The sequence below is a fragment of the Phenylobacterium sp. genome (genome assembly GCF_044372605.1).
Lineage (GTDB): Bacteria > Pseudomonadota > Alphaproteobacteria > Caulobacterales > Caulobacteraceae > Phenylobacterium.
The window spans coordinates 1-4,144 of sequence record NZ_JBILRO010000277.1 but is presented as its reverse complement, the minus strand read 5'-3'; the positions used below and the strand labels follow the sequence as shown (position 1 = coordinate 4,144).

At 65.0% G+C, this 4,144-nt stretch carries 7 protein-coding genes; 4 read left to right on the top strand and 3 right to left on the bottom strand.

Translation table 11 applies throughout. The features are described 5' to 3' along the window. Together ACIQ42_RS16640 and ACIQ42_RS16635 are read left to right on the top strand one after the other, a co-directional pair. On the top strand, positions 1-463 hold a 463-nt coding region (locus tag ACIQ42_RS16640; RefSeq protein WP_397423358.1), incomplete at its 5' end, for a M28 family peptidase. Between the two features lie 67 nt (positions 464-530). Then, complete coding sequence (locus ACIQ42_RS16635; RefSeq protein ID WP_397423357.1) at positions 531-1,469, top strand: cyclase family protein; 939 nt, start codon at positions 531-533, stop codon at positions 1,467-1,469. A 4-nt stretch (positions 1,470-1,473) separates the two neighbouring features. Here the strand turns inward: ACIQ42_RS16635 and ACIQ42_RS16630 are convergent, their stop codons facing one another. Beyond that, positions 1,474-2,220 (bottom strand): hypothetical protein, encoded by a 747-nt coding sequence (locus tag ACIQ42_RS16630; protein ID WP_397423356.1) that lies wholly within the window; start codon positions 2,218-2,220, stop codon positions 1,474-1,476. 11 nt (positions 2,221-2,231) lie between these two features. Further along, positions 2,232-3,200, bottom strand: coding sequence for a WD40 repeat domain-containing protein (locus ACIQ42_RS16625; RefSeq protein WP_397423355.1), 969 nt, complete (start codon positions 3,198-3,200; stop codon positions 2,232-2,234). A gap of 160 nt (positions 3,201-3,360) precedes the next feature. Here ACIQ42_RS16625 and ACIQ42_RS16620 point away from each other — a divergent pair, with 160 nt between their 5' ends. Beyond that, positions 3,361-3,804 carry a biopolymer transporter ExbD gene (locus tag ACIQ42_RS16620; protein WP_397402934.1) on the top strand — a complete coding sequence of 148 codons (444 nt, stop codon included), beginning with the start codon at positions 3,361-3,363 and terminating at the stop codon, positions 3,802-3,804. A 59-nt stretch (positions 3,805-3,863) separates the two neighbouring features. Continuing rightward, on the top strand, positions 3,864-4,061 hold the full coding sequence (locus ACIQ42_RS16615) for a hypothetical protein (protein WP_397423354.1): 198 nt from the start codon (positions 3,864-3,866) through the stop codon (positions 4,059-4,061). On the opposite strand, the gene ACIQ42_RS16610 is transcribed toward ACIQ42_RS16615, so the two are convergent. Continuing rightward, the coding region (locus tag ACIQ42_RS16610; RefSeq protein ID WP_397423359.1) for a GTP-binding protein at positions 4,058-4,144 on the bottom strand (87 nt) is incomplete at its 5' end. The genes ACIQ42_RS16615 and ACIQ42_RS16610 overlap by 4 nt on opposite strands.

Below are 4,144 nucleotides of genomic sequence, written 5' to 3'. Positions count from 1 at the left end.
GAAGAACCCGACCGTGCCGAAGGCCTCCCTGGCGGCCAACATCAACCTGGACCAGTTACGACCGCTGTTCCCCTTGAAGCTGATGACGGTCCTGGCCATCAACGACACCAGCCTGGGCGAAACCGTCCGTACGGTGGCCGGATCTATGGGCATTCGCACCCAGGCCGATCCCGAGCCCGAGCGCAGCCTGCTGACACGGGCCGACCACTATCCATTTCTGCAGATCGGCGTACCGGCCACCGGCTTCATCTTTGGCTATGAGCCTGGGACAGAGGCCGAAGCCCGGTATCGCGAGTGGTATGAGGTCCGCTATCACCGTCCGCAGGACGACATCAACCAGCCCATGGACTTCGAGGCGGCAGGTGCGTTCCACCGATTCTTCTACAAGCTGGCCCGGACCGTGGCGAATGCGCCGGCAAAGCCCACCTGGAATCCGGAAAGCCGTTTCGCGCCGAAGCTCTGAACCCCTTTGCGCGCCGCCCGCGCCGTGACAGGCTGGCGCCAATCAAAACACGGCAGAGGGCGGAAAGATGTTTCGATCAGGGATGATACTGGCGCTGAGCGGGTTGTGCCTGGCAGGGGCGGCCTCGGCGCAGGAGCGCTGGTATCCGTCACAGTACGGCGCATCTGACACCCTTGGCGCCGTGGGCAACCTGTCGCCTGAGGGTGTGAAGCGGGCCGCCGCGCTGGTGAAAACCGGCAAGGTCTATGCCCTGGGTATCCCCACCGGGCCAGACAGCGCCGTCTATGGCGATCGCAGCTACAAGGCCGAGATCATCGTCACCCCGCCGGCCGGCCAACCCCCGCTGGGCGCCAACAAGGCCACCGCCTTCGACGAAAAGGTCACCACCAGCATGGGGATCGGCACCCAGATGGACGGCCTGGGCCATCTGGGCATCGACCACCGCTACTACAACGGGCTGACCCGTGACGAACTGAACACCCCTCAGGGGTTCAAGACTCTGGAGCTCTCGAACGTACCGCCAATCGTCACCCGTGGCGTGGTGATCGATATGCTGAAGTATTTCGGCAAGCCCATGACCGCCGGGCAGGCCTTCAACCGCACCGAGATCCAGGCGGCGATGCGGGCCCAGAAGGTGACCATCGGCAAGGGAGACGTGGTGCTGTTCCACACCGGCTGGATGGCGGCCAAGATGAACAGCGACCGCAAGGCGTTTCAGGACACGACGCCAGGGCTTGGCGAGGACGGCGCGATCTGGCTGGCCGATCAGGGCGTGGTGGCCATCGGAGCCGACACCATCACGCTGGAGCACATCCCCTTCGCCGACCCGAACCGCCCCTTCGTGGTGCATCAGACCCTGCTGGCCAGGAAGGGCGTACACATTCTGGAGAACGTCAACGTGGGTCTGCTGGCGGCGGACGGGGTGAGCGAGTTCCTGTTTGTGCTGGGCCAGCCACGTTTCGTGGGCACCGTGCAGGTGGTGATCAATCCCATCGCGATCCGGTAGGAGCTCAGAGGCCGTAGAAAGCCTCGAAACGCTCCAGAGGGGCCCAGGTCGACAGGGCGCGGAAAGGGAACGCGAGCCAGGGCGCGCCGGGGTCAAGGCGATCCAGATTCGCCACCATGGCGTCGCGAACATCGGGTCGGATATCGTTGCGGCTGTCGATGAGCTGGCCCCAGGTCGACGTGCCGGTCATGCGGACGGTGGCGGGAAGGTTTCGCGAGGCGGCATAGTCTGGCGGGAAGAGGCGGCGATAGGCCTCGAGATTGTATAGCCATGAGCCGCCGCAGACGGCTGTCGCTTCCGGATGGGTCTGACGGATATGGCGCACCATGGCCGCGAGCTCATCCTTGCGCCGACCCGCCTTGCCCGAAGCCAGCGGCCCTCCGGCCTCGTCGGTATCACGATTGTAGAAATGAATTTTCACCCGACCGTCGGCATCGGGCAATTCATGGGCAAAGCATCCGAAGAGAACTTGCCCGGACGGCGGGGCCGCCTCTTCGGGGTGGGCTGCAAAGGTCTGCTGGGTCAAAGCGATCTGCTCCGGCAAATCCCGGGTCGCCTCGATACCCCGTGCATAGGCGCGCCAGATCTCGGTCGGTGGCGCCTTCAGCGGAATGCCCAGGCCCAGCCGGCGGCAGAGATTGGTGTGGCGGAAGACCGCTTCGCCCACATCTGAGCCGGTCAGTTCGGCCATGCGCCGGGCCAGCCGCAGCTGCGCCTCGAAGTAGGGACCGAGGCGGATGGCCAGGTCCATCCGATCTCCGCTCACGGGATGTCCACCACCCCGGCGTTGCCATCCTCATCGCCCCAGGCAACACGTTTCGCATCAGGGCTCATGGCCAGAGCCGAGATCGCCGCGCCCTTTTCGGCCTTCAGCGGCACGATTCTTTCTCCGGTGACATTGGCCGCCCAGACCCGGCCGTCGTCCAGCCCCGTCGCCAGCCAGGTCTTGTCAGGCGCCGCAGCGATGCGGGTCGAGAGCGCAGCGTCGTCATAGCCGATCTCGGCAGCCTGCTTGCCCATGGGACCGGTGGCGCCGGCGAAGGGCCAGCAGACCGCACCGTTGGCGCCGGACGTGGCCATCAGCGCGCCCTTCGACATGAAGGCCATGGACTTAACCTTGGCCGGATAGCCGCCCATGCGCAGGTTCTTCTCATCGGCCACACGCCAGCCGTGCAGCTGATTCTCCTGCATGGCACTCATCAGGAACTTGCCGTCCGGGCTCCAGCAGACGCCCACATGGCTGCCCGCCCACTTGTAGATCGCAGGTTTCTGATCGGCGATCCGGGCGTACCAGAACCAGACCCCGCCATAGGTGGCCACAGCGAGGCGGCGGCCCTTGGGATCGAAGGCCACGTCGGCGACGGATTTCTCGTGGGTAAAGGTGCGAGTGAAGGCCGGGTCGGCCATATCGCGCACATGCAGGTCGCGCCCGGCGGAGAAGGCGATCAGCTTCGATTCGGAAGAGGCTGCGACGGCGTCGATCCAGCGACCGGCGACCCTGGCGATCTCCGTTACGCCAGACGCGGTGGAGATCATCACCCGACCATCATCCCCGCCCGTCAGAATAGCATCGCCTGCGGGCGCCAGGCAGGCCGCCAGCACAGCGCCGTCATGGGCGGCGGCAACCTCGCCCCCCTCGAACCGGATCGTCCCGTCGCCAAGGGCGAAGGCGGCGCGACCGGTCCGGTCAAACAGGGCGGTCGTGACGAAGGCGTCAAAGCTGAAAGTCATGGCTTCCCCTAGAACCATGATGCCTTGATGGGCAAGCACGGGAACGAATCCGGGATGCAGGCCCGCTTCGCGCGCTTTCGGCTTTACAACCTCCTAACAGCTTGCCAATGGTCCTCCCGACAGGCCCGGCTGATGGGTCCTTGGGAAGGAATTCGCAGGTATGGCGGCGAAAGTCGGCGGTGCTAAAGGCGGCAAATTCAGCCTGAACCAGAACTCGGACATGAACGTCACGCCCTTCGTGGACGTTATGCTCGTGCTCCTGATTATCTTCATGGTGTCGATCCCGGCCGCGACGGTCTCGATCAAGCTGGACCTCCCCCCGGCGATCCCGCCGCCCCCCGGCACCAAGGTGAAGGAGCCGATCCTGATCAACCTCCAGCGTGGGGGTGCGATCTTCATCGGCGAGGCTCCGACGACCCTGGAGCGCCTGACCGGCGACCTGACCCTCACGCTTCAGCGCGATGAGCCCAACATTCCGGTCACCGAGCAGCGGGTCTATATCCGCGGCGACCGCGACGTTCTGTACGGCGAGTTCATGGCTGTCATGAACGACCTGCAGGGCAACGGTTTCTATCAGGTGGCCCTGATCAACGAAGAACTCTAGCCCGGCGGTTTCGTCAGGTTTGAAATCGCCCGCCGGGTTCGCGCCCGGCGGGCTTTTTCATGGGCTCAAGTCCGATGTGGGAATCCAACCAGGTCGCCGTCGGCCCCTGGACCGATCGGGGCCGTTACCGTCTCGAAGGCCGGCGCATGGTGCTGGAATGGCGCTGCGGACGCATCACCGAGTGGTGCGGGATCCTGAAGCCGGAGATCGTGGCTAAAAGCCGCCTGCGGCAGCCCGTGACCCGACAAGCCGCCTAAGCCGCAATACAGCTCTCGAAGCCGGCCCTCAGGCCCGCCTCGTCCAGATTTCGACCGATGAACACCAGCCGCGAATAGCGGTG